General features: G+C 75.2%; 26 protein-coding genes. 10 read left to right on the forward strand and 16 right to left on the reverse strand.

All coding sequences use genetic code 11. From position 1 onward, the window contains the following. Positions 1-20 precede the first annotated feature (20 nt). Positions 21-1,391, reverse strand: coding sequence for a class I SAM-dependent RNA methyltransferase (locus CLV37_RS03130; protein ID WP_106206808.1), 1,371 nt, complete (start codon positions 1,389-1,391; stop codon positions 21-23). Then, the gene (locus CLV37_RS03135) at positions 1,388-3,439 is read right to left on the reverse strand and encodes an APC family permease (protein WP_106206810.1); all 2,052 of its coding nucleotides are present in this window, start codon (positions 3,437-3,439) and stop codon (positions 1,388-1,390) included. Before CLV37_RS03135 ends, CLV37_RS03130 begins: the two co-directional genes overlap by 4 nt. Positions 3,440-3,509: 70 nt before the next feature. On the opposite strand from CLV37_RS03135, the gene CLV37_RS03140 reads away from it, so the two are divergent. Genes CLV37_RS03140 through CLV37_RS03150 form a run of 3 tightly spaced genes read left to right on the forward strand, consistent with a single transcriptional unit; the run spans position 3,510 to position 7,259 of the window. Continuing rightward, the gene (locus CLV37_RS03140; protein ID WP_106206812.1) at positions 3,510-4,175 is read left to right on the forward strand and encodes a potassium channel family protein; all 666 of its coding nucleotides are present in this window, start codon (positions 3,510-3,512) and stop codon (positions 4,173-4,175) included. Next, entirely contained in the window at positions 4,175-4,834 is a 660-nt protein-coding gene (locus CLV37_RS03145; protein ID WP_106206814.1) for a potassium channel family protein, read from the forward strand. Before CLV37_RS03140 ends, CLV37_RS03145 begins: the two co-directional genes overlap by 1 nt. A 31-nt stretch (positions 4,835-4,865) precedes the next feature. Then, a complete protein-coding gene (locus CLV37_RS03150) occupies positions 4,866-7,259 on the forward strand; it encodes an ATP-binding cassette domain-containing protein (protein WP_106206816.1) in 2,394 nt (797 codons plus the stop codon). 8 nt (positions 7,260-7,267) lie between these two features. Here the strand turns inward: CLV37_RS03150 and CLV37_RS03155 are convergent, their stop codons facing one another. Further along, positions 7,268-7,564: a hypothetical protein gene (locus tag CLV37_RS03155; protein ID WP_106206818.1), complete on the reverse strand. Its 297-nt coding sequence runs from the start codon at positions 7,562-7,564 to the stop codon at positions 7,268-7,270. A gap of 84 nt (positions 7,565-7,648) precedes the next feature. On the opposite strand from CLV37_RS03155, the gene trmB reads away from it, so the two are divergent. Further along, positions 7,649-8,326 carry a tRNA (guanosine(46)-N7)-methyltransferase TrmB gene (gene trmB, locus CLV37_RS03160; RefSeq protein WP_245885213.1) on the forward strand — a complete coding sequence of 226 codons (678 nt, stop codon included), beginning with the start codon at positions 7,649-7,651 and terminating at the stop codon, positions 8,324-8,326. Positions 8,327-8,330: 4 nt separating this feature from the next. Here the strand turns inward: trmB and CLV37_RS27365 are convergent, their stop codons facing one another. The 6 genes from CLV37_RS27365 to dut all read right to left on the reverse strand — a co-directional run bounded on the left by CLV37_RS27365 (position 8,331) and on the right by dut (position 11,826). Next, entirely contained in the window at positions 8,331-8,480 is a 150-nt protein-coding gene (locus CLV37_RS27365) for a hypothetical protein (protein WP_170127025.1), read from the reverse strand. A 33-nt stretch (positions 8,481-8,513) separates the two neighbouring features. Further along, the gene (locus CLV37_RS03165) at positions 8,514-9,245 is read right to left on the reverse strand and encodes a class I SAM-dependent methyltransferase (RefSeq protein WP_106206820.1); all 732 of its coding nucleotides are present in this window, start codon (positions 9,243-9,245) and stop codon (positions 8,514-8,516) included. A 3-nt stretch (positions 9,246-9,248) separates the two neighbouring features. Further along, positions 9,249-9,911 (reverse strand): DUF3159 domain-containing protein, encoded by a 663-nt coding sequence (locus CLV37_RS03170; RefSeq protein ID WP_106206822.1) that lies wholly within the window; start codon positions 9,909-9,911, stop codon positions 9,249-9,251. 7 nt (positions 9,912-9,918) lie between these two features. Continuing rightward, complete coding sequence (locus CLV37_RS03175; RefSeq protein ID WP_245885214.1) at positions 9,919-10,311, reverse strand: OB-fold nucleic acid binding domain-containing protein; 393 nt, start codon at positions 10,309-10,311, stop codon at positions 9,919-9,921. Between the two features lie 103 nt (positions 10,312-10,414). Beyond that, positions 10,415-11,305, reverse strand: a complete 891-nt coding sequence (locus tag CLV37_RS03180; protein WP_106206826.1) for a DUF3710 domain-containing protein — start codon at positions 11,303-11,305, stop codon at positions 10,415-10,417. Then, complete coding sequence (gene dut / locus CLV37_RS03185) at positions 11,302-11,826, reverse strand: dUTP diphosphatase (RefSeq protein ID WP_342762225.1); 525 nt, start codon at positions 11,824-11,826, stop codon at positions 11,302-11,304. Before dut ends, CLV37_RS03180 begins: the two co-directional genes overlap by 4 nt. A gap of 63 nt (positions 11,827-11,889) precedes the next feature. On the opposite strand from dut, the gene CLV37_RS03190 reads away from it, so the two are divergent. Continuing rightward, positions 11,890-12,378: a DUF3093 domain-containing protein gene (locus CLV37_RS03190; protein WP_211298326.1), complete on the forward strand. Its 489-nt coding sequence runs from the start codon at positions 11,890-11,892 to the stop codon at positions 12,376-12,378. On the opposite strand, the gene CLV37_RS03195 is transcribed toward CLV37_RS03190, so the two are convergent. Next, on the reverse strand, positions 12,353-12,652 hold the full coding sequence (locus CLV37_RS03195; protein ID WP_106206830.1) for a DUF4193 domain-containing protein: 300 nt from the start codon (positions 12,650-12,652) through the stop codon (positions 12,353-12,355). The genes CLV37_RS03190 and CLV37_RS03195 overlap by 26 nt on opposite strands. Positions 12,653-13,077: 425 nt before the next feature. Between CLV37_RS03195 and CLV37_RS03200 the strand changes: the two genes are divergently transcribed. Continuing rightward, entirely contained in the window at positions 13,078-13,353 is a 276-nt protein-coding gene (locus CLV37_RS03200; RefSeq protein ID WP_106206833.1) for a hypothetical protein, read from the forward strand. A gap of 111 nt (positions 13,354-13,464) precedes the next feature. Here the strand turns inward: CLV37_RS03200 and CLV37_RS03205 are convergent, their stop codons facing one another. After that, positions 13,465-14,295 carry an inositol monophosphatase family protein gene (locus CLV37_RS03205; protein WP_106206835.1) on the reverse strand — a complete coding sequence of 277 codons (831 nt, stop codon included), beginning with the start codon at positions 14,293-14,295 and terminating at the stop codon, positions 13,465-13,467. 3 nt (positions 14,296-14,298) lie between these two features. Next, a complete protein-coding gene (locus CLV37_RS03210; protein WP_106207437.1) occupies positions 14,299-15,438 on the reverse strand; it encodes a ferrochelatase in 1,140 nt (379 codons plus the stop codon). A 113-nt stretch (positions 15,439-15,551) separates the two neighbouring features. On the opposite strand from CLV37_RS03210, the gene sepH reads away from it, so the two are divergent. Together sepH and CLV37_RS03220 are read left to right on the forward strand one after the other, a co-directional pair. After that, positions 15,552-16,742 carry a septation protein SepH gene (gene sepH, locus CLV37_RS03215; protein ID WP_106206837.1) on the forward strand — a complete coding sequence of 397 codons (1,191 nt, stop codon included), beginning with the start codon at positions 15,552-15,554 and terminating at the stop codon, positions 16,740-16,742. A gap of 2 nt (positions 16,743-16,744) precedes the next feature. Next, positions 16,745-17,290, forward strand: a complete 546-nt coding sequence (locus CLV37_RS03220; RefSeq protein WP_106206839.1) for a hypothetical protein — start codon at positions 16,745-16,747, stop codon at positions 17,288-17,290. Here the strand turns inward: CLV37_RS03220 and CLV37_RS03225 are convergent, their stop codons facing one another. The 4 genes from CLV37_RS03225 to CLV37_RS03240 form a co-directional block, all read right to left on the reverse strand. After that, positions 17,291-18,484: an MFS transporter gene (locus tag CLV37_RS03225; protein ID WP_106206841.1), complete on the reverse strand. Its 1,194-nt coding sequence runs from the start codon at positions 18,482-18,484 to the stop codon at positions 17,291-17,293. A 138-nt stretch (positions 18,485-18,622) separates the two neighbouring features. Beyond that, positions 18,623-19,762: an alkaline phosphatase family protein gene (locus CLV37_RS03230; RefSeq protein WP_245885215.1), complete on the reverse strand. Its 1,140-nt coding sequence runs from the start codon at positions 19,760-19,762 to the stop codon at positions 18,623-18,625. Between the two features lie 5 nt (positions 19,763-19,767). Then, positions 19,768-20,376 carry a DUF5998 family protein gene (locus CLV37_RS03235; protein WP_211298328.1) on the reverse strand — a complete coding sequence of 203 codons (609 nt, stop codon included), beginning with the start codon at positions 20,374-20,376 and terminating at the stop codon, positions 19,768-19,770. Between the two features lie 59 nt (positions 20,377-20,435). After that, positions 20,436-23,129, reverse strand: coding sequence for a bifunctional acetate--CoA ligase family protein/GNAT family N-acetyltransferase (locus CLV37_RS03240; RefSeq protein WP_106206843.1), 2,694 nt, complete (start codon positions 23,127-23,129; stop codon positions 20,436-20,438). Between the two features lie 26 nt (positions 23,130-23,155). Between CLV37_RS03240 and CLV37_RS03245 the strand changes: the two genes are divergently transcribed. After that, positions 23,156-23,767, forward strand: coding sequence for a nitroreductase family protein (locus tag CLV37_RS03245; RefSeq protein ID WP_106206845.1), 612 nt, complete (start codon positions 23,156-23,158; stop codon positions 23,765-23,767). A gap of 28 nt (positions 23,768-23,795) precedes the next feature. Next, the gene (locus CLV37_RS03250; protein ID WP_106206847.1) at positions 23,796-26,273 is read left to right on the forward strand and encodes a DNA gyrase/topoisomerase IV subunit A; all 2,478 of its coding nucleotides are present in this window, start codon (positions 23,796-23,798) and stop codon (positions 26,271-26,273) included. Positions 26,274-26,276 lie beyond the last annotated feature (3 nt).

The raw sequence follows: 26,276 nt of genomic DNA on the forward strand, positions 1-26,276 counted from the left end.
CCCGCCCGCCCCGGCGCGGGTCAGGCCTGCGGCGGGGTGGGGACCGTCGCGGCGCGGACGAACCGCGCGACGCACTCCACGTGGTGGGTCATGGGGAACAGGTCGAAGGCCCGCAGGCCGTCCAGGACGTACCCGTGCCCGGCCAGGAAGGCGGTGTCGCGGGCCAGGGCGGCGGGGTCGCAGGCGACGTAGGCGACGGCCCGGGGGGCCAGCCCCGCGATCGCGGCCACGGTGTCGCGGCCGGCGCCGGAGCGGGGCGGGTCGAGGACGACCACGTCGGCCCCCCGCCGCACGAGCTCGTCGTCGGTGAGGGCCTCCTCGACGGCCCCGGCCCACAGCTCGACCTGCTCGAGGGCGTGCAGGGACTTGCGCGCGTCGCGCACGGCCCGCTCGGACCCCTCGACGGCCAGCACGTGGCCCTCGGCGCCGACGGCGTCGGCCAGCAGCGCGGTGAACAGGCCGACGCCGGAGTAGAGGTCGAGGGCGCGCTCACCGGCCCGCGGTTCCAGCGCGGCGAGGACGGCCTCGCCCAGCAGGGCGGGCGCGGCGGGGTGGACCTGCCAGAAGCCGGCGCCGCTGACGCGGAAGTCGTGCTCGCGGCCCCGCACGCCGATCCGCTCCCCCACCCACGTGCGCCCGGAGACGCGGTGCAGCCCCTCCGGGGTGCGCACCGCGACCGAGGCGGCGGCCAGCTTGGGCAGGTGCGCGTGGGTGCCGACCACCGGCGTGGCGACCACCAGCGGGGCGGCGCCGTCGGACCCGGCGGCGACCTCCACGGTCTCGACGTTGCCGAAGCGCTGGGCCAGGACGCCGGAGCCGACGACGGCGCGGGTGCTGATGGGGCAGTCCTGCAGCGCGACCACGGCGTGCGAGCGGTGCGCGCGCAACCCGGTGCGGCCCTCGGCGTCGACGGCGAACTGGGTGCGGGTGCGCCAGCGCAGGCCGTCCCCGGGCTCCTCGCCGCCGCCGGGGGCCTCCTCGACGCTCACGTCGACGTCCAGGGAGGCCAGCCGGCGGAACTGCTCGGCGACCACGGCGGCCTTCAGCTCGCGCTGCCTGGCGGGGGTGGCGTGCTGGAAGTCGCAGCCGCCGCACAGCCCGGGGCCGGCGACGGGGCACGGCGGCTCGACGCGGGCTGCGTCGGCCCGCAGGACCCGGACGGCGTCGGCCCGCCAGAACTTCGCGCCCTCGGCGCCCTCGGTGACGCGGGCGACGACCCGCTCGCCGGGCAGGGCGTGCCGGACGAAGACGACCCGGCCCTCGTGACGGGCCACGCAGTGCCCGCCGTGGGCGACGGGCCCGACCTCGACCTCGATCTCGGTGCCGCGGGCGTCGGGTCCGGCGGGGCGGGCCGGGCGGGTGCGGCGCCGGCGGGTGGGGGCGGGACTCACGGTTGCTCCTGGGATCGGGTGGGCGGCTGGACGGGACCGGGCCCGAAGGCGCCGCGGCGGACGGTGCCGGGGGCGGAGCGCTCGACGCGGTCCTCCAGCCCGGCGGAGCTGCTGAGCTGCCAGGGCACGCTGGCGACCATGACCCCCGGCTGGTAGCGCAGGCGGGCACGCAGCCGCAGGGCGGACTGGTTGTGCAGGAACGTCTCCCACCAGTGCCCGACGACGTACTCGGGGACGTAGACGATGACGAGGTCGCGGGGGTAGCGCTGGCGCATCGACCGCACGAACTCCAGGACGGGTTTGGTGACGTCGCGGTACGGGGAGTCCAGGACGGTCAGCGGGACGGGCACGCCCAGGGCCTCCCACCGCTGCTGCAGCGCGGCGGACTCCTCCGGCTCGACCGCGACCGTCACGGCCTGCAGGTCGGTGAGCTTGGCGGCGCGGGCGTAGGCCAGGGCCCGCATCGTCGGCTTGTGGATCTTGGAGACGAGCACGATGCCGCGCACCCCGGTGGGCAGCGCCTTGGCCTGCCGCTCGGCGGGGATCTCGATCTCGCGCGCCACGTTCGTGTAGTGGCGGCGGATGAGCTTCATGTTCACGAAGACGACGACCATGGCCAGGATCGCGATGTAGGCGCCCTGGGTGAACTTCGTCAGCAGGACGATGACCAGGACCAGGCCGGTCAGCCCCAGGCCGATGCTGTTGATGACCCGCGAGCGGCGCATGGCCGCGCGCTTGGCCGGGTCGGTCTCGGTGCGCAGGTGCCGCGTCCAGTGCCGGATCATGCCGGTCTGGCTCATGGTGAACGACACGAAGACGCCGACGATGTAGAGCTGGATGAGCCGGGTGACCTCGGCGTCGTAGGCGACGATGAGGACGATGGCCGCCACCGCCAGCGCGATGATGCCGTTGGAGAACGCCAGCCGGTCCCCGCGGGTGTGCAGCTGCTTGGGCAGGAAGCCGTCGCGGGCCAGGATCGAGCCGAGCACCGGGAAGCCGTTGAAGGCGGTGTTGGCGGCCAGGACCAGGATGACGCCGGTGGCGGCCGTGACAACGTAGAAGGCCACCGGGAGGTGGTCGAAGACGGTCGCGGCGAGCTGGCCGATGATCGGGTCCTGGACGTAGGAGTCGCCCACGGGCACCCCGTCGCGCAGCAGCTGCCGCGCGGGGTCCTCGGCGAAGCGGACGTGGGTGGCGCGGGCCAGGGTCACGATGCCCACGAGCATGGTGACGCTCGTCAGGCCCAGCAGCAGCAGCGTCGTGGCGGCGTTCTTGCTCTTGGGCTTGCGGAAGGCCGGCACGCCGTTGCTGATGGCCTCCACCCCCGTCAGGGCCGCAGCGCCGGAGGAGAAGGCGCGCAGGACGAGGAAGGCCCCCGCCAGGCTGGTCAGGCCGCCGGAGATGTCGTGCTCGGCGGTCAGGGTGAGGTCCCCGCTCGGGGCGTCGGGCAGGTCCCCCAGCAGCAGGCGCACGAACCCGTAGACCGCCATCCCCAGGATCGAGAACATGAAGATGTACGTGGGCACGGCGAACGCCGCGCCGCTCTCGCGCAGCCCGCGCAGGTTGGCCGTCATCAGCAGCAGGACGAGCCCGACCGCGAACAGGGCCTCGTGCCCGCGCAGGACCGGGATCGCGGCCGCCGCGTACTGCGCACCCGAGGAGATCGAGACGGCGACGGTCAGCACGTAGTCGACGAGCAGCGCGCTGCCGACCGTCAGACCGGCGTTGGGGCCCAGGTTGACCGTCGCGACCTCGTAGTCCCCGCCCCCGGAGGGGTAGGCGTGCACGTTCTGCCGGTAGGAGGCGACCACGACGAACATGACCAGCACGACCGCGGCGACGATCCACGGCGAGAACGCGTAGGCCGCGATCCCCGCGATCGACAGGGTCAGGAAGATCTCGTCGGGGGCGTAGGCGACCGAGCTGAGGGCGTCGGAGGCGAAGACGGGCAGCGCGATGCGCTTGGGCAGCAGCGTCTCGGACAGGCGTTCGCTGCGGAACGGCCGTCCCACCAGGACGCGCTTGACCGCTTCGGTCACAGAGGGCACGTCTCACGATGGTAGGTGCATCCGCGCCGGGTGCGTGCCGGACGCAGGAGCAGGCGGTAGCGTTCGGGACGTGCACTTCGTGATCATGGGCTGCGGCCGGGTCGGTTCGAGCCTGGCCCTCACCGTCGAGCAGCGGGGTCACAGCGTCGCGGTCGTCGACCAGAACGCCGACGCCTTCCGCCGCCTGGGCCCGGCCTTCGCGGGCCGGCGCGTCACCGGGGTCGGCTTCGACCACGACACCCTCGTCGAGGCCGGGATCCACGAGGCCCACGCGTTCGCCGCGGTCTCTTCCGGGGACAACTCCAACATCCTCGCCGCCCGCGTGGCGCGCGAGAAGTTCGACGTCGAGAACGTCGTGGCCCGCATCTACGACCCGGGCCGGGCCGAGGTCTACGAGCGCCTGGGCATCCCCACGATCGCCACGGTCCGCTGGACGGCGGACCAGGTCCTGCGCCGGCTCGTGCCCGAGGGCGCCGTCAGCGAGTTCCGCGACGCCTCCGGGCGCGTCGTGCTCGTCGAGGTCCCGGTCCACGAGGCGTGGGTGGGCCGGCCCCTGTCGGCGCTGGAGGCCGCCGCGGGCGTGCGCGTCGCGTACGTGACGCGGCTGGGGCAGGGTCTGGTGCCGGCCAAGGGCATGGCCTACCAGGAGGACGACATCGTGCACGTGGTCGTGGCCGACGAGCGCCTCGCCGCGGCCGCGGCCGTGCTGGCCGCCGCGCCGGAGGAGGGAGCCTGATGCGCGTCGTCATCGCCGGCGCCGGCATCGTCGGGCGCTCCATCGCCCGGGAACTGCTCGGCAACGGCCACCGGGTGCTGCTCATCGACCGCAGCCCCGCCGCCATGAAGATCACCAGCGTCCCGGACGCGCAGTGGCTGCTCGCCGACGCCTGCGAGATCGTCAGCCTCGACGAGGCCGAGCTCGCCGACTGCGACGTCGTCGTGGCCGCCACGGGCGACGACAAGGCCAACCTGGTCGTCTCGCTGCTGGCCAAGACCGAGTACGGCGTCCCGCGCACCGTGGCCCGCGTCAACAACCCGAAGAACGAGTGGCTGTTCGACGAGGCCTGGGGCGTGGACGTGGCCGTCTCGACCCCCCGGCTCATGACCGCCCTCGTCGAGGAGGCCGTCTCCGTCGGCGAGCTCGTGCGCCTGTTCACGTTCCAGCAGGGCCAGGCGTCGATGTCGGAGTACACCCTGGAGGACGGCAGCCCCGTGCTGGGCCGCACCGTCGCCGAGGTCAGGCTGCCCGAGGACACCGTCCTGGTCGCCATCGTCCGCAACGAGCGGCCCCTGCCGCCGAGCCCGGACGACGTCCTCGAACCCGGCGACCACCTGCTGTTCCTGTCCGTGCCGGACGCCGAGGCGGAGCTGAGGTCGATCCTCGGAGCCCCCTGACGGCCGCGGTGCCCGCTGGCAGGATCGGGTCATGGCCGCGACCCCACGCCGGGACCCCGCCGACGTCCACCCCGCCGACGCCCACCACCTCATCCGCGTGCACGGCGCGCGGGAGAACAACCTCGACGACGTCAGCGTCGACCTGCCCAAGCGGCGGCTGACGGTCTTCACGGGCGTCTCCGGGTCGGGCAAGAGCTCGCTGGTGTTCGCCACGATCGCCGCGGAGTCGCAGCGGATGATCAACGAGACGTACTCGACGTTCGTCCAGGGGTTCATGCCCCCGCTGGCCCGGCCCGACGTCGACGTCCTCGACGGGCTGACGACGGCCATCGTCGTCGACCAGCAGCGGATGGGCGGGGACACCCGCTCCACCGTGGGGACGGCGACGGACGCCAACGCCCTGCTGCGCATCCTGTTCAGCCGGCTCGGGCGACCGTCCATCGGGGGGCCGGGGGCGTTCTCGTTCAACGTCGCCTCCGTCTCGGCCCGGGGGTCGGTGACGGTCGCCAAGGGCGCCGGCCGCAAGGAGGTCGTCGCGGACTTCTCGCGCACCGGGGGGATGTGCCCGCGCTGCGAGGGCCGGGGATCGGTGGACGACGTGAACCTCGACGAGCTGTACGACGCCTCCAGGTCGATCAACGAGGGGGCCATCAAGGTCCCCGGGTACTCGGTGGACGGCTGGTACGGGCGCATCTACAACGGCTGCGGGTTCTTCTCGGCCGACACGCCGATCGCGGACTTCACGGCGCAGGAGCTCGAGGCGTTCCTGCACGCCGAGCCGGTGCGCCTGAAGGTCGACGGCATCAACGTCACCTACGAGGGCCTGGTCCCGAAGATCCGGAAGTCGATGCTGTCCAAGGACGTCGACTCCCTGCAACCGCACGTGCGGGCCTTCGTCGAGCGCGTCGCGACGTTCACGGCCTGCCCCGACTGCGACGGCACCCGGCTGGCCGAGGGCGCGCGGAACTGCCGGATCGCCGGGGTGAGCATCGCCGACGCCTGCCGGATGCAGGTCTCCGACCTCGCCGGCTGGATCGCCGGGATCCCCGAGCCCGGCGTGGCGCCCCTGCTGCAGAACCTGCGCGGGGTGCTGGACTCCTTCGTGGAGATCGGGCTGGGGTACCTGTCGCTGGAACGCGCCTCCGGGACCCTGTCCGGCGGTGAGGCGCAACGGGTCAAGATGATCCGCCACCTCGGCTCGGCGCTGACGGACACGACGTACGTCTTCGACGAACCCACCACGGGCCTGCACCCGCACGACGTCCAGCGCATGAACGACCTGCTGCTGCGGTTGCGGGACAAGGGGAACACCGTGCTCGTCGTCGAGCACAAACCCGAGGCCATCGCCGTCGCCGACCACGTCGTGGACCTCGGGCCCGGAGCCGGGCCGGCCGGCGGGCGGGTCTGCTACGAGGGGACCGTCGAGGGGCTGCGCGCCTCGGGCACCGTCACGGGTCGCCACCTCGACGACCGCGCGGCGCTCAAGACGGCCGTCCGGACCTCGACGGGGACGCTGGAGGTCCGGGGCGCCTCGGCGAACAACCTGCGCGACGTCGACGTCGACGTGCCCCTCGGCGTCCTCGTCGTCGTCACGGGGGTGGCCGGTTCGGGCAAGAGTTCCCTCGTCCACGGCGCGGTGTCCCCGCGTGAAGGGGTCGTCACCGTCGACCAGACCCCCGTCCGCGGGTCACGGCGCAGCAACCCCGCGACGTACACGGGGCTGCTCGAACCGGTCCGCAAGCAGTTCGCGAAGGTCAACGGGGTCAAACCCGCGCTGTTCAGCGCGAACTCCGAGGGGGCCTGTCCCACCTGCGGCGGCAACGGGGTGGTCTACACCGACCTCGCCGTCGTGGCCGGGGTCGCGACGACGTGCGAGGACTGCGAGGGTCGCCGGTTCCAGGCCTCCGTGCTGGAGCACCGGCTGGGCGGGCTGAACATCGCCGAGGTCCTCGCGCTGCCCGTGACGCAGGCCCTCGCCCACTTCGGCGCCGGCGAGGCCAGGACGCCGGCCGCGCAGGCCGTCCTGGCCCGCCTCGCCGACGTGGGCCTGGGGTACCTGACCCTCGGCCAGCCCCTGACGACGTTGTCCGGCGGCGAACGCCAGCGGCTGAAGCTGGCCACCCACCTGGGCGAGCAGGGCGGGATCCTGGTCCTGGACGAACCCACGGCGGGTCTGCACCTGGCCGACGTCGAGCAGCTGCTCGGGCTGCTGGACCGGCTCGTGGACTCCGGCCGCTCCGTCGTGGTCATCGAGCACCACCAGGCCGTGGTGGCCCACGCCGACTGGGTCGTCGACCTCGGGCCCGGCGCCGGGCACGACGGTGGCCGGGTCGTGTTCGAGGGGACCCCCGCCGACCTGGTGGCGGCCCGCTCGACGCTCACCGGTGAGCACCTGGCGCGGTACGTCGGGGCCCCGGGCGCGTGAACCCGGGGTCAGAGCGGGCGGATGACCGCGCGGGGCGCGTGCGTCGGGATCGGCGTGAGCACCGGGTCGGGCAGGACGACGTCGCCGGGTCCGAGCGTTCCCGTGCCGGGGTCGGTCGGTCCCCGGGTCGGGTCCGGCGTCGGCACGGCGGGACGCAGCACCGGGTGCTCGAAGCGCGCCGACGCGTGGGTGGTCGGGGCGGACGGACGGTCCTGCGGTCGGCCCTGCTGCTGGTCGTGGTGGTGCTGCAGCAGCGGCACGCCGAGGGTGGCCAGCAGGACCAGGGCGGTGACGGGTCGCAGCACGGTCGTCTCCTTGCGCCGAACGGGTGAGTGCTCCCCCATCGGCACCCGGACGGGTTCCCTTGAACGGTGCCGGAGAATGAGCGGGTGAGCCCCTCGCCCGTGCCCCCCGGTCCCCCCGTGCAGTCCTTCAAGCTCCGCCGCGGACGGATGGGCGTGGTCCGGCAGGAGGCGCTGGCCGAGCACCTGGGGCGCTTCGAGGTCCGCCCCGACACCGACCTGGACCCGCGGGCGCTGTTCGGCGACGACAACCCCGTCGTCCTGGAGATCGGGTCCGGGATGGGCGACGCGACGCTGGAGATGGCCCAGGCGGCGCCGGACGTGAACGTCCTGGCGGCCGAGGTGCACACCCCCGGCATCGGGGCGCTCCTGCAGGGGATCGTCGAGCGCGGGCTGACGAACGTCCGACTGCTGGAGGCCGACGGCCGGGCGTACCTCACCGAGCGCGTGCGCCCCGCGACCCTGGCGGGGGTGCGCGTCTACTTCCCCGACCCGTGGCCGAAGGCCCGCCACCACAAGCGCCGGCTGGTCAACCCGGCGTTCGTGGCGCTGGTGGCCGACCGGCTGGTCGCGGGCGGGACGCTGCACTGCGCGACCGACTGGGAGCCCTACGCCGAGCAGATGGTGGAGGTCATCGGCGCGGACCCGGCGTTCACCCTCGACCCGGACCGGTCGCGACCGTCGTGGCGGCCCGTCACGCGGTTCGAGCGGCGCGGGCTGGACCTCGGCCACGTCGTCAACGACGTCCTGGCCCGCCGGCGCTGAGGGCTCAGTCCTCGACCTTGACCAGGCGCCGCTTCTTGACGGTCCAGCCCTCGGGCATCGTGCCTTCCTTGAGCATCCGCAGCGGGCAGCGCTTGCACTTGTCCTTCGACTCGCAGCACTTCGACTTGGGCCACAGGACCTTCTTCTTCGGCACCGCAGGAACCTAGCACCCGCAGGAAGGTGAGCCTCACCGATCCAGCAGCACGAGGGGTGTGCGGTAGTGCTCGGTGACCGACCCGCCGAGGTCGCGCACCGCGTCGGCGGCGAGCGCGACCTCGTGCGCGGACCAGTCGCTGAACGTCGTGAACAGGTCCCGCACCTGCTCGGTCCCCAGCTCGACCGACCACGCGAACTCCTCGACGGCGCGGACCGTGAACCAGCCCCCGCAGGTCAGGCGCGCCGCCCACTGCCCGGTGTCGAGCTCGCCCGGACCCGGCCGGGGCGGGGCCGAGCGCGCCGCGGTGATCTCGGCCACCCGCCGGCGGAACGGGCTGAGGGGCACGCCCGGGTCGCCGAAGGCGGTGCGCCACACCGCGAAGCACCCACCGGCCACCAGGGCCCGGTGCAGCCGGGGCAGCACCGCGTCGAGGTCGAACCAGTGCACCGCGGTGGCGGCGACGGCCAGGTCGAACCCGCCCTCGGGCAGGTCGGCGGTCTCCGCCGTCGCCCGCAGCACCGTCGCGGTCGGGAACCGGGCCCGCAGCAGGTCCGCGAGCGCCGGGCCGGGTTCGACAGCGGTCACGGCGGCCCCGGCGGCCAGCAGGGGGCCCGTGGCCAGCCCGGTGCCGGCGCCCAGGTCGACGACGCGGGTCCCGCGACGCACCAGGGGGCGCAGCCGCTCCCACAGGGCCGGCGGGTAGGGCGGGCGGCCCCGGTCGTACGCGGCGGCGTGGGCGTCGAAGTGACCCGGCCCCGGCACGGTTCAGCCCTCGGGCAGCGGGTCCTCGGCCTCGGCGTGGACCGCCTGCAGGGGTGTGCGCCCGCGCAGCAGCATGACGCCCGCGATCGCGATGCCCAGCAGCAGCAGGGGCCAGCCGAGGACGAGCTTCGTCACGGCCAGCGCCGTGGTGTGGCCCGCGAGGTAGAGGGGCAGTTGCACGCCGGCGCGGACCAGGTACCCCGCCAGCAGCAGACCCGTGAGCTTCTGGCACAACGAGACGACGCCGCGGTCGCGGCGCCAGGCGGTGGGTTCCTCGGTGACGGCCCCGACCAGGAACCCGACGACGGGCCACCGGCTGACCATCGAGACGGCGAAGACGACCGCCAGGGCGAGGTTGAGCAGGATGCCGGGCAGGAACACGTCCTGGGCCCGGCCGGTGCGCGAGGCGATGAACGCCGCGACCGCGGTGACGAGGATGCCCCCGAGGGCGAACTGCAGGGTCTCGCGGCGGGCGACGCGCACGACGAGGGCGACGAGCATCACGGCGAGGGAGGCCCCGACGGAGACCATCAGGTCGCGGGTCGTGAGCCAGCCGACGAGGAACGCCAGCGGGGCGACGGCCGAGTCCACCAGGCCGCGCCAGCCCCCGAGGGCGGCCGACAGCCGGTGGCGGACGAGTTCCTCGACCGTCTGCGGGTCGTTCACGACGGGACTAGACCTTCTCGGGGCAGACGAGCTCGTAGACGGGGTTGAAGATGACCCGCTGGCCGTCGTCGCACGCGACCAGGCCCCGGGCCTTGACGCGGCGACCGGGCTCGACGCCGGCGATCTTGCGCCGGCCCAGCCAGACGAGCTGGACCGAGCCGGACCCGTCGAACAGCTCGGCCTCGAGCGCGGGGACCCCGCCGCGGGGGCGCAGGGTGACCGAGCGCAGGGTCCCGCAGACGCAGGCCTTCGTCCGGTCGGGGATCTGGTCGCAGGGGGTCCCGCCGTTGCGCACGGCGTCCTCCTGCGCCTCCTCGGCGGCGAGGTCGGACTCCGAGGCGGTGAAACGTGCGAGCGCGCGCCGCCACAGCGGCGTGCTCAGCACCGAGGACTTCGACACGGCAACCACAGTAGGCCCTCCAGAGGTGGACGAGAGTCCAACGTCACCCGGTGCGCGGATGTTCCCGGCGGCGTCCCGACGCTGTCGCGGGACGCCGCCGGGCTCAGCGCACCTCGGTGATCTCGGGTCCGCGCTCGAAGGGCTTGAGCTCCTCGCGCCCGCCGCCGTCCGCCGCGCCCTCCGCCGCGTCGGCGGCCGGGGCGGGCTGGGCCTGGTCGGGCTGCTGCGGCAGCTCGAGGGGGATGAGCTCGCGCGGGGCCATGGCCTCGCTGCCGCGCACCACGACCGTGTCGCGCACGACGGACTCGAGCTCGGCCGCGGCCGCCGGGTCGTGGGCGGCGGGCCCGGCGAAGACGGCCCGCAGGAACCAGCGCGGCCCGTCGACGCCGGCGAACCGGGTCGGCTGGTGGGCCGTGCGCCCGTCCTCGGTGCGCACGGGCAGGCGGCACAGCAGCTCGCGGCCCAGCGCCCCGTCCTGGACGTCGGCGGAGCCGCCCTGGGCGACCACGGCCTCGGCGATCTCGTGGCGGATCTCGTCCCAGACGCCCGCGGTGCGGGGCGCGGCGAACGCCTGCAGCTGGACGGTGGAGCCGTTCAGGCCGACGGTGACGGCGATGACCCGGCCCCCGGCCTCCTCGACCTCGAACCGCAGCTCCATGCCCTCGCGGCCCACCAGCTGCAGACCGCCGAGCGCCAGGCGCCCCTCGTCCTCGCCGACCTCGGAGACGTCCCACGGGCCCTGCGAGCGGTCGAAGGGGTCGGACTCCTCGACGGCGGGGTCCGCGGGGTTCCCGGAGGTCCCGGAGACGGCCTCGGAGACGGCCTCGGCGGCCGCGCGGGCCTCGGGGTCGTCGACCACGCCGTGGGCGGCGGTGGCGGGTTCGGCGCCGGACTCGGCCGTGGTGACCGACTCCGAACCGCCCGTGACACCCCCCGTGGCGTCCTCGGCGGGTTCGGCGCTCTCGGCGACCTTGCGGCGGCGGAACAGGCTCACGGTCGCTCCTCGACGGTCTGTGCGGAGGTCTGGGCGGGGGTCTGGGGCTGGGGGGCCGGGTGCAGGGCACCGCTGCCACCGGTCGACCCGTGGCCGCCGGCTCCACGCACGGACCCGGGCAGCTCCTGGACGGGCACGAACCGGACCCGCTCCACGCGCTGGACGACGAGCTGGGCGATGCGGTCCCCGGCCTTCAGGTCGACGGCCTCGTGCAGGTCGGTGTTGTGCAGCGTGACGCGGATCTCCCCGCGGTACCCGGCGTCGACCGTCCCGGGGGCGTTCAGCGTCGTCAGCCCGCGGCGGGCGGCCAACCCCGAGCGGGGCACGACGAACGCCGCGTAGCCCTCCGGCAGGGCGATGGAGACCCCCGTGGGGACGTTGACGCGCTCCCCCGGACCGACGACCACGTCGACACGGGTCGTCAGATCGGCCCCCGCGTCGCCGGGGTGGGCGTAGGTGGGCAGGGCCTCGGGCACCGAGAGCACCGTCTCGACCGGCAGGGTCGCCGTCGGCGGGGGCAGTTCCGTCACGGGGCTCGACCCTACCCCGGTGCCCACCCGTGCGACCCTGAGCGGGTGCAGAGCGTGACTCGACCCCCTCGTTCCGAACCGGGTCCCGAGCAGGTGTGGGACGGCCGCGAACGCTGGTGGCCCGCGATCACCACGTGGTTGTCGTGGTTGCCGGCTCCGATCGGCGGGGCGCTCGCGGCGCTGCCGATCTGGGGACCGGCCGGAGCCTGGGTCGGCGCGGGCGCCGGGGCGCTCCTGGCGGTGGGCGTCCTGCTGAGCCTGACGTGGACCACGGAGCTGACCGGCACCGAGTTCCGCGTCGGCCGGGCCCGGCTGCCGCTGGACGTGGTCAGCGGGGTCGACGTGATCGCCGGCCCCGAGCGCCGGGCCGCACTGGGGCCCGGGCTCGACGCCCGGGCCCACCTCGCGATCCGTTCGTGGATCCGGCCCGCCGTGCGGATCCACCTGGACGACCCGGCCGACCCCACCCCCTACTGGTTGGTCTCGACCAGGCGCCCGCAGCGGCTGGCCGCCGAGATCAGGCGGCGCAGTCGTTGCAGATGATGCGCCCGTCGCCGGAGTCGTGCAGCTGGCTGCGGTGCACCACCAGGAAGCAGCTGGTGCACGTGAACTCGTCCTGCTGACGCGGGAGCACCCGCACCGACAGCTCCTCGTTCGACAGGTCCGCACCGGGGAGCTCGAACCCCTCGGCCGCCTCCGTCTCGTCCTCGTCGACGGCGCCCGAGCTCTTGTCGGTGCGACGCGCCTTGAGCTCCTCGATGGAGTCCTCGTTCAGCTCGTCGTCGTTCTTGCGCGGTGCGTCGTAGTCGGTCGCCATGACCTCGCCTCACACTCCATGCCGTCTCGTCGTGCATCCACCGGTCGTCCCGGTGCGGCGAGGTCAACGCCCCGACCGCCCGATCCATGCCCGGCGTTGCCCGTTCCCCACCCTGGTCCTCGCCCGCGCTGCGCACGAGCGAGCACGCATCATGACCTACGCGCCGCGCGCGTTCGAACCGGGGCGGGTCGCCCGGTGCGCGCACGCCCGTCCACCCCCACGACGGCGCTCGTGCCCCGTACGGCACATCGACGCTCACGCAACGCATTTGACCGTCCACACCCGACACGGGAGGAGTTGGCCCCCGGCCGCGGGGGACGTAGTCTTCTCGCGTCCCCGCCGATCCGGCAGCTCGTCCCCCGTCTCCAGCGCGGGACGACCCACGCCGCCAGGAGGAGCTCCCGACAGCCCGCAAGGGAGGTGCCGTGCCCGTGCCGGAACCCCGCACGACCCAGACGTCGCCCACGTTCGTGGCCGAACTGTCCGACCGCGTCCAGCGCACCCGCGCCACGATCGACTCCGCCGCCGCAGCCGGCGACGACGACCTCGCCCAGGCCCTCCTGGACGACCTCGAGGCCCTCGTGGACCTCGCCGCCGCGCAGGACGTGGCGCTGCCCGACACGGTCGCCTACCTGGCCGACCGACGCCCCGGCCTCCTCGTCGACCTCACCCGGGTCGGCGCGGAGTGCGCGACGGCCTGACCCGACCCAGCAGGACCCGAGCACGACCCAACACGACGAAGAGCCTGACCCTCCACCGGAGGGTCAGGCTCTTCGTCGTTGCGCGGACCCCGCGCCGCGGGCGGGACGTCCTCAGCCGAGGTCCAGGGCCTCCAGCAGGACCGGGTGCAGGCCGGCACCGGCCGCCACGAGACCGTGCGGGCCGGCCGGTCCCCCGGCGAAGTCGGTGACGACGGCCCCGGCCTCGCGGGCCACGAGCCAGCCCGCGGCGAAGTCCCACGGGTTCAGGCCCAGCTCGTAGTAGGCGTCGACCCGGCCGGCGGCCACGGCGCACAGGTCCAACGAGGCCGTCCCGACGCGCCGCAGGTCGCGCACGCGCGGCAGCAGCCGGGCCACCACGGCGGCCTGCTCGGCCCGGCGGGCCGCGTCGTAGCCGAAGCCGGTGGCCAGCAGCACCTGGCCGAGCTCGGGGCCCGGACCCGCGGTGAGGGTCCGGGTGCCGTGCGCGTCGGCGAGCGTCGCCCCGCCCCCCAGGACCGCCGACCACGTCTCGCCCGCCGAGGGGTCCACGACGGCACCGGCCAGCACCGTCCAGGTCGCCGGGTCCGGCGGGCCCTGCGAGCCGACGACGGCGACGCTGACCGCGTAGGACCGCAGCCCGTAGAGGTAGTTGACCGTGCCGTCGATCGGGTCGACGACCCACGTCAACCCGCTCGTGCCGGGCTCGTGACCGCCCTCCTCGCCGAGGAACCCGTCCTGCGGGCGCGCCGCGCGCAGGCGCTGGCGCAGCAGCTGCTCCGAGGCGGTGTCCATGGCCGTCACGACGTCCGTCGGGCTCGACTTGGTCGCCGCCACCTCGACGCGGTCGGGGCGCCCGACGGAGATCAGCTCACCGGCCGCCGTGGCGACCTCGACGGCCAGCGCCCGCAACCGGGCGAGCTCGTCGGGACCGGGGACCGGCACGCCTCAGGCCCCCGCCACGGCCGGGGCCCGGTAGTCCTCGCCGGTCGCGGCGGGCAGGGCGGCGCGCAGGTTCCGGCAGCAGTCGACGGGGCACACCGTGTGCGAGGGGCCGAGCGCACCCGTCGAGGGCCGGGCCGGCTCGTCCCCGCGCGCCTGCGCGGCGCGCTCCTCGACCAGGTCCACCAGGCCCGCGACGAACCGCTCGTGCGCCCCGACCGTCGCGGCCCGGGCGAAGGGCAGCCCGATCTCGGCGGCCGTCTCGGCGGCCTCGGTGTCGAGGTCGAACTTGACCTCCATGTGGTCGCTGACGAAGCCGATCGGCGCGACGACCACCCCCGGCGTCCCGTTCGCGTGCAGCTCGCGCAGGTGGTCGTTGACGTCGGGTTCCAGCCACGGCTGGGTGGGCGGACCGCTGCGGGAGCAGTACGCGAGGTCCCACTCCAGGGTCCGGCCCACGCGCTCGGAGGCGCGGCGGGCGACCTCGCCCGCCACGTCGAGGTGCTGACGCACGTACGCCCCGCCCCCGGCGGCCGGCGGCCCGGAGACGTCGTTCATCGCGTCGGGCACGCTGTGGGTGACGAAGACCACACGGGCCCCCTCGCGCGCCGCCCCGGGCAGCTCGCCCAGGGCGTCCGCCACGGCGGCGGCGTTCACGTCGGTGAAGGCCGGGTGGTTGAAGTAGTGCCGGACCTTGTCGACGTCGAGGCGGCGGCCCTCGTCCGCGAGCGCCTGCAGGCTCTTGCCGAGGTCCTCGCGGTACTGCCGGCAGCTGGAGTACGACGAGTACGCGCTGGTGAAGACGGTCAGCACGCGGCGGGCGCCGTCCTCGTGGGCCTGGCGCAGCACGTCGGTGACGTACGGCTCCCAGTTGCGGTTGCCCCACAGCAGGGGCAGCTCCGTCAGGCCGCGCGCGTCGAGCTCGGTGCGCAGCTGCGCGAGGAGCTCCTTGTTCTGGTCGTTGATGGGGCTCTTGCCGCCGAAGTGCAGGTAGTGCTCGGCGACCGCCTCGAGCCGCTCGCGGGGGATCCCGCGTCCGCGGGTGACGTTCTCCAGGAAGGGCATCACGTCGTCGGGTCCCTCGGGTCCCCCGAAGGACAGCAGCAGGAGGGCGTCGTACGGGCTCGCGTCGCTCACGGGCGCCATCATCGCTCGCTCCGGGCGTCCGCACGCGCCCGGGTCCACCCAGGACCGGGTGGGAGGTGGCAGAGTGCATCCCCGATGATGGCCCGCATCACGCTTCCGGGAGGGCGCCCCACATGCAGGACCTGAGGCTCGTCGGGGTTCACGACGACGGAGAGCACGTCGTGCTCGTCGCCACCGACGGCAGCCGCTACCGGCTGCGGGTCGACGAGGCGCTGCGCGCTGCCGTCCGGCGCGACCGGGCGAGGCTGGGGCAGCTGCAGATCCAGATGGAGGCGCAGCTGCGTCCGCGGGACATCCAGGCCCGCATCCGCGCCGGGGAGTCCGCCGAGGACGTGGCGGCCGCCGGCGGTCTGACGGTCGAGCACGTGCGCCGCTACGAGGGCCCGGTGCTGGCCGAGCGGGCCCACGTCGCGGGTCTGGCCCGGCGGACGCCCTACGGGCGCGGGGCCGGCACCGGCAGCCTGGACGACGTCGTGGTGGCCCGGTTGTCCGCGCGGGCCGTGGACCCCGAGGGCGCCCGCTGGGACGCCTGGCGCACCGAGGAGGGCGGCTGGATCGTCCAGTGCGAGTTCGTCGCCGGTGGCCGTGGCCGCGTGGCCCGCTGGGGCTTCGACCCCGCCGCGCGGGTGCTGTCCGCCCACGACGACGAGGCCCGCTGGCTCTCGGAGGAGGAACCGGCCGAGCCCGGCCCGCTGCCGGCCCGGCGGCTGGTCTCCGTCCCGGGCGAGGGCACCCGCCCGGGCGCCGAGCGCGTCTACGACGTGGAGGCCGACGGCGGGGTCCGCGCCAACGGGACCGACCGACTGCTCGACGCGCTGGAGTCCGCCCGGGGCGTGCGCCCCGAGCAGGCGGGGTCCGCACCCGAGCCGGCCGCCGGCACCGGTGCGGGCTCGGCCCCGCGCGTCGACGCGCTGACGGCCGACCCGCCCCCGGCCCACCCGGCCGACTCGGCGCCCGGGGACGTGGAGGACCGGACCGTCCTGTCCGGCGGCGGCCTCGAACCGGAGGTGCCCGAGGCGGCGGAGGTCGACGAGCCCGGCGAGGCCGACGGCGGGACCGACGGGGTCCCCGACGCCGGGGCGCTGCCCGAGACCGCGCCCGAAGCCGAGGTCGAGGTCGAGCAGCCTCCTGCCGAGGCCGAGCAGGCTCCTGCGGACACCGCGCCGCAGACCCCCGCGGAGAACCCGACCGAGCCCGGCAACCCCCGGCGCCGCAACCGTTCTGCGCGCCGGTCGGGTTCGGGGGCCAAGCGTCCCAGCGTGCCCAGCTGGGACGACATCATGTTCGGCACGAAGAAGGACTGACGGTGCGCCGTCGCCGGGCGCTCGTCGACCCGGCGACGAGCCCGGAGTTCGCCGGGATGGCCCCCGGGGAGGTCGACGACCACCGGGCGGACCGGCTCAAGGAACGCGTCTACGTGACGTTCACGGCCCTGGCGGTCGTCCTGGCGCTGCGGACCCACCCCGACGAGGGAGCCCCGGCCCGGACGCTGGCGATCACCGTCCTCGGCACGCTGCTGGCCGCGTTCGTCGCCGACGTCGTGGCGCACGTGGCGGTGCACGCGGTCCTGCCGGACCGCCGCGAGCTGCGGCTCATGGTGGGCGTCAGCACGAGCGCGCTGGCCGGCGTCGCAGCACCCCTGGTGTTCGTGGGCCTGGGCAGCGCCGGGGTGTGGGAGCCGTCCACCGGGCTGACCGCGGCCGTGGTCGCGCTCGTCGCGGCGCTGGCCGCGATCGGGTGGTTCGCCGTGCGGCGCGTGCGGTTGCCGCGGTGGCACAAGCTCCTGGTGCTGCTCGCCGAGGTCGTCCTGGGTGTCGTCGTCGTCGGGGTCGAACTGCTCGCGCACGGCTGATCAGGGCACGCGGATCCGCCGGGCCAGCAGGGCCACCGCCAGCGCGGTCACGACCAGCAGCCCCATCGCCCAGCGCAGCGACGACACCTCCGCGAGGGCGCCGACCAGGGGCGGGCCGAGGAAGAACGCCGGCCACTCCCCCAGGTTCACGTAGGTCACCGCGCGCGCCGGGGAGATGTCGGGCTGGTTGCCGGCCAGGCCCATGATCGTCGGGAACACGCAGCCGCACCCCAGGCCCACGAGGGCGAAGCCCAGCAGCGCGGCGGGGACCGTCCCGCCCCCGACCGCGACGACGACCCCCGCCGCCGTCGTGAGCGCGGACAGCTGGACGAACCGCCGGCGCCCCACCCGGTCCACGACGCGGTCGCCGAAGGACCGGGTGAGCGCGATGGCCAGCGAGTAGCAGACGAGGGTCAGCGAGCCGGTGGCGACGCCGGCGCCGAGGGAGACGGAGAACTGCGCGCTCCACTGCACGGCCGAGCCCTCCGTCACCGCGCTGAGCAGGGCCAGGGCGGCGAGCAGCACGATCTGGGGCGTGGGGCGCTCGCGGGGCGCGGGGCGGGTCCACGGCCCGGTCCGCTGCCCGGTCCGCTGCCCGGTCAGCTGCGCTGCGTGCGGGCGGGGCACGGCGGACGCGGTGCTGCACAGGGCGACCGCGAGCGCGACGTCGCAGACGGTGAGCTGGAGCCACGGGTCGACGCCGAGGAGCCCGGCCGCGGCGCCGGCCAGACCCCCGGTGAGCTGCCCGACGGAGAACCAGGCGTGGAAGGAGGACATGATGCTGCGGCCGTAGCGGCGCTCGACGTCGACGGCCAGGGCGTTCATGGGCCCGAACAGCAGCCCCGTGCTGGCCCCCTGCAGGGCCAGGGCCGGGGCGAGGAACCCCGCCGAGGGGGACACCGCGGCCAGCGGTGCGACGACGAGCAGGGCCGCCGCGCCGGGCAGGGCCAGCGCCCGCGCTCCGGTGCGTCCGATGACCCGGGTCAGGACGAGGAGGGCGACGAGGCTGCCCAGGGGCATCGCGAGGGCGACCAGGCCCCACTGGGCGTCGCTGAGGCCGAGGTCGGCCTTGACGGTGGGGATGCGCCCGGACCAGCCCCCCATGACCGCGCCGGCGACGACGAACAGGACGACGACGGCGACGCGGGACCGGCGGGGACCGGTGGTCGCGGCGGTCGGCGGGGCGGGGTGCACGGTGTTCCTCCCGGCCGGCCCTCGTCAGCGCGACCTCGGTGAGCCTAACCGGTTCAGGGTCCGGGAAGTACCCGCGGGAAGGTCGTCCCCGGCTCCCGGGCGGGTCTCCCGGGCGCACCCGCGGCCCGCCCGGGTGGCTCAGCAGGGCACGACGAACAGGGGCACGAGCCGTTCGGCGTCCGACAGCGCCCCGTGCTGACCGATCAGGCGCAGCGTCTCGGGGCGCATCCGGGCGGAGTTCACGACGGCGATGTCGTCGCGCATGACCGCCAGGACGTCGCCGATGCGGGCGGACACGCGGTCCTCGACGGGCCCGAACCAGCCCGCCGCCACGGCCTCGGCGCGCAGCAGCACCTCGGCCCGGGCGCCCAGGCGCTCCCGCCACGTCGCCGCGACCTGCTGCGCCGCACCGGGTTCGGTGTAGAGCTGGACGGTGCGCGGTTCGCCGCCGGCGTGGCGGACCCCGGCGAGCAGGCCGGGTTCGGCGGCCAGGTCGAGGCGCTGCGGGGCGTGCACGTCGACCATGCCGTGGTCGGCGGTGACGACCAGCAGCGTCCCGGCCGGCAGCCGCCGCGCGAGCTCGGCGAGGGCCTCGTCGACGCGTTCGAGCTCGGCGGTCCACTCCCCCGAGTCGACCCCGGAGCCGTGACCGGTGTGGTCGAGCCTGCCCCAGTACAGGTACGTGAACTGGTGCGGCGCCGAGCGGACGGCGGCGACCGCGGCGTCCACCCGGGCCGCCAGCCGCTCGGGCGTGCCGACGAACCGGCCCCCGCGCAGGGCGGCCTCGGTCAGCCCGGAACCGTCGAAGTGCGGCGGCGCGACGCGCACGACGTCGACGCCGGCGGCCGCGACGCGCTGGAACACCGTCGTGTGCGGCTGCCAGCGCCGCGGGTCGACGGCGCCGTCCCAGGCGAGCTCGTTGAGCAGCACGTCGCGGTCGGGGTCGAGGACCTCGTACCCCACGAGCCCGTGCCCGCCGGGGGCCAGGCCCGTGCCCAGCAGCCCCATGCTCGTCGCGGTCGTCGTCGGGAACCCGGCGGTCAGGACCCGGTGCAGCCCGTCGGAGCGCCAGCGGCGCATCGTCGAGGTGTGCCCCGAGCGGGCGGCGAGCAGGAGCTCGCCCATGCCGTCGACGAGGACGAAGCAGACCCGCCGGGCCGCGGGCAGGGGCAGGTCCGGCGAGGCGCCCGCGAACTCGGGGACGCCCAGGGAGCGCGCGAGGGCGGGCAGGACGTCGGCGAGGGTGTCGCGGCCGTAGGCGGGCGCGGGGAACGGCACGGGGATCAGCGGGCGGTGACGGCCGACAGGGAGCGCGCGAAGGCCAGGGCCGCGGAGACCGCGTCGGCCCCCTCGGCGGCGCTGGCGATGCGGACCGTGAGGTCGTCCCCCGTCAGCGACCCCGTGTAGCCGTGGTCGGCCTCGCAGTCGGGGTCGGGGCAGGACGCCGGTTCGAGGTCGACCCGTTGCAGCGCACCCCACCCCAGCGTGAGGCTCACCTCGGCCGGGGTGCGGCCGGGGCGGTGGTCGGCGGGGCGGGTGACGACCTGGGAGACCACGACGGAGTGGACCCGGCCCAGGGCGACCGACTCGGTCGAGCACACCGCGTACGGCTCCGCAGCGGTGTCGTCGGGGCCGTGGTCGTCGGCGTGGGCGACCACCAGGCGGGTGGGGGTGGTGGCCAGGACGGTGACGTGGCGGCGGACCTCGTTGGCGTCGAACGTCGTCTCGGGGTGCACGAGGTGCGCGTCGACGGGTTCACCGGCCACGGCCGTGCGCAGGCAGTCGGCGACGAGGTCGGGGTAGTACCCGGCCCGTTCGAGGTCCTTGAGCAGAGCGACCGGGAGATCGGCCCCCTCGGCCCTGACCGTGCGGGTGTCGGTGCGGTCGCGCATCGGGCCATCATCCCGCACGGGCCGAACCCCCCGTGCCACCCGCAGCCGGCGGCGCGGGCTCACAGGGGCAGCGTGCGCCGGTCGGGGTCGGCGCGGCCCTGCGGGGCGGCGAGGCGCACGACGACGTCCAGGCACGTCGCCCCCCGCTCGGCGACGAGGACGGGGGTCAGCCGCAGCTCGGCGATCTCCGGCAGCGCGTCGGCCAGCACGGCGACGCGGGCGATCACGTCCTGCAGGGCGGGGACGTCCAGGGCCGGGGACCCGCGGTGCCCGAACAGCTTGGGCGCCGCCTTGATCGAGCGGACCAGGTCGGCGACGTCCACGTCGGTCAGCGGCGGGATGCGGTAGGCGACGTCGCCCATGAGGTCGATGGGGTCGCCCTCGACGCCGAAGGCGATGACGGGCCCGAACAGGGGGTCCTCGATGCTGCGGACCAGGCACGGGACCCCGAGCGGGGCCATGGGCTGGACGGCCAGGGTGGGCGCCTCGTCGCCGAAGACCGCGAGCATCTCCTCCACGGCCAGGCGCAGCGCCTGCGGGGAGGACAGCCCCAGCCGGACCCCCCGCAGGTCCTGGCGGCCGGACAGGGCCTCCCCCACGGTCTTCAGCGCCACGGGCCAGCCGAACCGCTCGGCGGCCTCGACGGCCTCGGCCACGCCGCGCACCTCCGCGCGCGGCAGCACGGGGATGCCCACGGCCTGCAGGAGGGTGTCGCGGGCCTGTCCCGTCAACGTGGTCCCGTCGGGGTGCTCGGCCAGGGCCCGCTCGACGACGGCGCGCGCCGTGGCGAGGTCGACGCCGTCGGGGGCCACGGGGTGGCCGCGGTCCTTGCGCCGCCACTCGGCGTAGCGCACGACGGAGGCCAGGGCTCGGACGGCGTCCTCGGGGGTCGGGAAGCTGGGGACGGTCGGGCAGTCGTCGTCGGCGGACCCCTCGGCCCCCAGGGACCCCACGCGCGCCGCGGAGACCGACCGGGTGCCCAGGAAGCACGTCACGCACGTCTTGCCGCCCTCGGCGGCGGTGCGGGCCACGGCGGTGGCCACGGCGGCGTCGACGGTGGCGGTCGGCGGCACCCAGCTGGCGACGACGGCGTCGACGTCGGGGTCGGCGAAGGCCCGGCGCAGGGCGTCGGTGAAGACCTCGACCCCGGCCTCGGGGTGCACCGAGGTCGGTCCGTGCACGACCTGCAGGCCCCAGCTGACGCAGGCGTCGGCGGCCAGGGTGCCCAGGGCGTCGGAGTTGCCGACGATCGCGATGCGGGCCCCGGCGGGCAGCGGCTGCTCGACGGTGACCTGGGCGACGTCGAAGAGCTGGTGGACGTTCTCGACGCGGATGACCCCGGCCTGGCGCAGCATCGAGTCCACGACCTCGAAGGGCACCTCGGAGCGGCGCACCGTGTGCCCGGGCGGTACCCCGAACCCCGAGGCCCCGGACTTGACGACGATGACGGGTTTGCGCCGGGCCAGCCCGCGGGCCACGCGGGAGAACTTGCGCGGGTTGCCCACGCTCTCCAGGTACAGCCCCACGGCCGCGGTGGCCTCGTCGTCGTGCCAGAACTGCATGAGGTCGTTGCCCGAGACGTCGGCGCGGTTGCCGGCCGAGACGAAGGTGGAGATCCCCAGGCCGCGCCGGTGCGCGGAGCTGAGCACGGTGACGGCCAGCGCGCCGGACTGGCTGAACAACCCGAACCGCCCCGGCGGCGGCACGTCCTCGGCCAGCGTGGCGTTCATCCGCACCGCCGGGTCGGTGTTCAGGACCCCGAAGGAGTTCGGGCCGATGACGCGCATGCCGTTGGCGCGCGCGATGCGGACGAGTTCGCGCTGCAGCTCGACCCCCTCCGGGCCGGTCTCGGCGAACCCGCTGGAGACCACGACCAGGCCCCGCACACCCGCTGCGGCGCAGTCCTGGACGGCCTCCAGGACGGTGCCCGGGGCGACCGCGACCACGGCCAGGTCGACGGGTTCGCCGATCTCGCGGACCGAGGCCAGCAGCCGGACACCCAGGAGGTCCTCACCCGCGCCGGCGGCGTTCACCGCGTGCACGCGCCCGGCGAAACCCCCCGCCACCAGGTCGGCCAGCAGCCGGTGCCCGACCGTCCCCGGCGTCCGGCGGGCCCCGACGACGACGACCGAGGCCGGGGTCAGCAGGGCCGTCACGGAACGGGCCTCGGCACGCTGCTCGCGGGCGCGCATGACGTCCACGGAGCGCTCGGTGGGGTCGATGTCGAAGGAGACGTCCAGGACGCCGTCGGCGTAGCCCTGCCGGACCTCGAAACCGGCCTCGCGGAAGACGCCGATCATCTTGGCGTTGGACGGCAGGACGTCGGCGGTGAAGCGGCGGATGCCGCGTTCGCGCGCGGCCGCCGCCAGGTGCTCCAGCAGGACCGAGCCGAGCCCGCGGCCCTGGTGGGCGTCGGAGATGTTGAAGGCCACCTCGGCCGAGCGGGGCCGGCCGGGGCGCACGGGGGCGGCGTCGAAGCGCGCGATGCCGACGATGTCCTGCCCGACGGTGGCGACGAGGGCCACCCGGTCGACGTGGTCGACCTGCGTGAAGCGCGTCAGGTCGCGGCGCGACAGGCGCGGCATGGGGGCGAAGAAGCGGAAGTAGCGCGACTCCTCGGACTGCCGGTCGTGGAACGCGGCGACGGCGTCGGCGTCGTCGGGGCGGATCGGCCGGACGTGGGCGGTGCCCCCGTCGCGCAGGGCCACGTCGGCCTCCCACCGGGTGGGGTAGCCCACGGGCGGCAGCGGCATGGCCCCGATCCTAGGACGATGGGGTCGTGGAGTTCGGGGAGGTCCTGCGCGCGCGGCGCATGGTGCGGCGCTACGACGCGGCGCCGGTCGACGAGGCGGTCCTGAGGCGGGTGCTGGCGGCCGGGCTGCGCGCACCGAGCGCGGGCAACAGCCAGGGCCGCGACCTGCTGGTGCTGCGCTCGGCGGCCGACCGGGCCCGCTTCTGGGACACCGCCGCGCGCCCGGGACCGGCGGACGCGTGGCTGCGCGGGATGCGCACCGCGCCCGTGGTGGTCCTGCTGCTGGCCGACCCCGGCGCCTACGCGCGGCGCTACGCCGCGTCCGACAAGCCCGGTCCCGACCGCGACGCGGCCACGTGGGAGGTGCCCTGGCCCGACGTCGACACGGGCATGTCGGGGCTGCTGGTGCTGCTCGCCGCCGTCGACGCGGGCCTGGGCGCGTGCCTGTTCGGGGTGCCCTCGGCCGCGCACGCGGCGGTGCGCGCCGCCTTCGCCGTCCCGGACGACCGGCGGCTGGTGGCGGCCCTGACCCTGGGGCACCCGGCCCCCGACGACGACTCCCGGCCCTCGCGCCGGCACCGGCGCACCGTCGCGGACAGCGTGCACGACGGGCGGTTCGGCGCGCCCTGGCCGGGCTGAGTCCGACCGGCGCGGCACAATGCCCCTCATGCCCAGCCGATCCGCACCCGCGCCGAACGACGTCCCCGAACGGATCGTCGACATCGACGTCGAGCAGGAGATGCAGGGCGCGTTCCTGGAGTACGCCTACTCGGTCATCTACTCGCGGGCCCTGCCCGACGCCCGCGACGGCCTCAAACCCGTCCAGCGCCGCATCCTGTTCATGATGCAGGACATGGGCCTGGTCCCGGCCCGCGCGCACGTGAAGTCGGCCCGCGTGGTCGGCGAGGTGATGGGCAAGCTGCACCCGCACGGCGACGTCGCGATCTACGACGCCCTCGTGCGCCAGGCCCAGCCGTTCACGATGCGCCTGCCGCTGGTCGACGGGCACGGCAACTTCGGCTCCCTCGACGCCGGCCCCGCCGCCCAGCGCTACACCGAGGCGCGCATGGCGCCGGCCGCGCTGCTCATGACGACGGGCCTGGACGAGGACGTCGTCGACTTCGTCCCGAACTACGACGACCGCCTGAAGGAACCCGGGGTCCTGCCCGCGGCGTTCCCGAACCTGCTCGTCAACGGGGCCAGCGGCATCGCGGTGGGGATGGCCACGAACATGCCGCCGCACAACCTCTCCGAGGTCGTCGGCGCCGCCCGTCACCTCATCAAGCACCCCGACGCCGACCTGCCGGCGCTCATGCGGTTCATCCCCGGCCCGGACTTCCCCACCGGGGGACGGATCGTGGGCCTGGAGGGGATCAAGGACGCCTACGCCACCGGCCGCGGTTCGTTCCGCACCCGGGCCACCGTCAAGATCGAGAAGATCGGGCGCCGGCAGGGCATCGTCGTCACCGAACTGCCCTACGGCGTCGGGCCGGAGCGGCTCGTCGAGAAGATCGCCGACAACGTCAAGAACAAGCGCCTGCAGGGCATCGCGGACGTCACCGACCTGTCCGACCGCCACAAGGGCATGCGGCTGGTCATCGAGGTCAAGAACGGTTTCGTCCCCGAGGCCGTCCTGGAGCACCTGTACCGGCTGACGCCGATGGAGGAGTCCTTCGGCATCAACAACGTCGCCCTCGTGGAGGGCCAGCCCCGCACGCTGGGGCTGAAGGAACTCCTCGAGGTCTTCATCGGGCACCGCGTCGACGTCGTGCGCCGGCGCACGCGGTTCCGCCTGACCAAGGCCCAGGACCGGTTGCACCTGGTCGACGGGCTGCTCGTCGCGATCCTCGACATCGACGAGGTCATCGCCATCGTCCGGTCCTCCGACAACGCCGAGGCGGCGCTGGGCAGGTTGCGCGAGCGGTTCTCCCTCTCGGAGGAGCAGGGCCGCTACATCCTGGACATGCAGCTGCGCCGGCTGACCCGGTTCTCCCGGCTCCAGCTCGAGCAGGAGCAGACCGAGCTGCGTGCGCTCATCGCCGAGCTGGAGTCGATCCTGGCCGACGAGCTGAAGCTGCGGACCCTGGTCAGCGACGAGCTGGGCCAGGTCGCGGCCGAGCACGGGTCGGGGCGCCGCACCGTGCTGCTGACGTCCGCGGGCCCCTCGCCCACCGCGGCCGCGACGCAGCTGGAGATCGAGGACGACCCGTGCTGGGTCCTGCTCAGCTCCACGGGCCTGCTCGCGCGCACGAGCTCGGCCGAGCCGCTGGGCACCGAGGGCCGGCGCTCCCGGCACGACCTGATCGTCGCCGCGGCACCGGCCACGGCGCGCGGGGACGTCGGCGTCATCACCTCCGCGGGCCGGCTGGTGAAGGTGTCGGTGCTGGAGCTGCCGACGCTGCCGCCGATGGCGGGTCGCCCGAACCTGTCCGGCGGCACGAGCGTGAAGGAGTTCGTGACCTTCGGCAAGGGCGAGCGCGCCCTGACGATCGTGCCGCTGCCCGTGCCGGGCGTGGAGGACCCCGACGACCCGGGGTTCGCGCTGGCCACGGCCTCCGGCGTCGTCAAGCGCGTCGTGCCCGAGGCCCTGGGCAACCGGGCCGAGGTCGACGTCATCGCCCTGAAGGACCTCACGGCCCGCACCAAGGACGAGGTCGTCGCGGCCGTCGCCCTGGCCACGGGCGAGGAGGAGCTGGTCTTCATCAGCTCCGACGCGCAGCTGCTGCGGTTCCCGGCCTCCCTCGTGCGCCCGCAGGGCCGGGCGGCGGCGGGCATGGCGGGCATCAAGCTGTCCCCCGGCGCGCGCGTGGTGTCGATGACGGCGGTGGCTCCCGACGCCGTGGACCCGGTGGTCGTGACGATCGCCGGCGACTCCGCCGGCGGCGTCTCGCAGGTGGGCTCGGCCAAGGCGACCCCGCTGTCGGAGTACCCCGCCAAGGGCCGCGCGACGGGCGGGGTCCGCTGCCACCGGTTCGCCCGCGGCGAGGACACCCTGCTGCTGGCGTGGGCCGGCTCGCAGCCCGAGGCGGCGACGTCGACGGGGGCGGCGGTGCCGCTGCCGGAGGCCCAGGGCCGGCGCGACGGGTCCGGGACGGCGCTGGACAAGCCCGTCGCCGCCCTCGGCGGGGCCCCCGTCACCGGCTGAGCC

Source organism: Kineococcus rhizosphaerae (assembly GCF_003002055.1).
GTDB classification, from domain to species: domain Bacteria; phylum Actinomycetota; class Actinomycetes; order Actinomycetales; family Kineococcaceae; genus Kineococcus; species Kineococcus rhizosphaerae.